The organism is Antrihabitans spumae (assembly GCF_043944905.1).
Classification (GTDB): Bacteria; Actinomycetota; Actinomycetes; order Mycobacteriales; family Mycobacteriaceae; genus Antrihabitans; species Antrihabitans spumae.
The window spans coordinates 1-1,167 of the sequence record NZ_JBIMSN010000174.1 but is presented as its reverse complement, the minus strand read 5'-3'; the positions used below and the strand labels follow the sequence as shown (position 1 = coordinate 1,167).

Below are 1,167 nucleotides of genomic sequence, written 5' to 3'. Positions count from 1 at the left end.
GGCGGATAGGACGATGAACAACATGGCTGGACGGAAGCGGAACTCCGCGGAGGAAATCGTGCGCAAGCTGCGCCGAGCTGATGAGCTCACCGCGGCAGGCAAGACGCAGGAAGAGATCGCCGGCGAACTCGAGGTCTCGGCGGCGACGTTGTACAACTGGCGCCGTAGCTACGGCGGGATGGACACCGACGCCGCGAAAGAACTCAAAGAGCTCCGCGAGCAGAACACCCGACTCAAACGACTCCTCGCCGACGCTGAACTGGAAAAAGATGCCCTGCGGGAGGTGGCGAAGGGAAAATTCTGAGCCCAGCCGCCAAACGCCGCGCTGTCGACATGCTCGTCGAGACGATGAACATGTCGAAGCGCCTGGCGTGCAGAGCGGTTGGGCTTGCCCGTTCCACCTACGCACGAACACCGATCGCGCAGACACCAGCAGACCCGGACGCGGCCTTGAGAGCCGATCTGCGGACCTATGCCCGCGAGAACCCGATGCACGGTTTCCGACGCGCCTGGGCGCACCTGCGCTACGACCGCGGCCGGTCGGTGAACAAGAAGAAGGTGCACCGGTTGTGGAAGGAAGAAGGGCTGCAGGTGCGGATCCGGCATCCGCGCAAACGGGCCGGGATCAGTTCGATACCGCAGATCGACGCTGATGCGCCGAAAGTGGTGTGGGCGATGGACTTTCAGTTCGATTCCACGGTCGATGGGAAGGCGATCAAGATTGCGTCGATGATCGACGAGCACACCAGGCTCTCGGTGCTGAATATCGTGGAACGTTCCATCACCGCCGAGCGGTTGACCACCGAGCTCGGCAAGGCGTTCGCGCTGTGGGGTGGTCCGCCTTTGGTGTTGCGGATGGACAACGGACCTGAGTTCATTTCTCATGTGTTGCAACAGTTTTGCGGTGACCGGATCGGCATTTCCTACATCCCACCCGGGACGCCGTGGAACAACGGACACATCGAATCGTTCAACAACCGACTACGCAAGGAGTGCCTCAACCGCAACCACTGGACGAGTCTGCTCGAAGCTCGGGTGGTGATCGAGGACTTCAAGGACGACCACAACAACCGGCACCGGCACTCGTCGCTGGGCTACCGCACGCCGGCCGAGTACGCTGCCCGATGCACCCACACCCACCAACCGGTGGATGGCTGCGAGATCGAC

General features: G+C 62.0%; 1 protein-coding gene. It reads left to right on the top strand.

What is annotated here, in order from left to right:
* Nucleotides 1-22: 22 nt before the first annotated feature.
* A protein-coding gene (locus ACHIRB_RS30800) for an IS3 family transposase (RefSeq protein ID WP_395126764.1) occupies nt 23-1,167 on the top strand; the annotation gives its coding sequence in 2 pieces (ribosomal slippage) (nt 23-287 and nt 287-1,167; 1,146 coding nt annotated over the 2 pieces). This gene is flagged as partial in the annotation.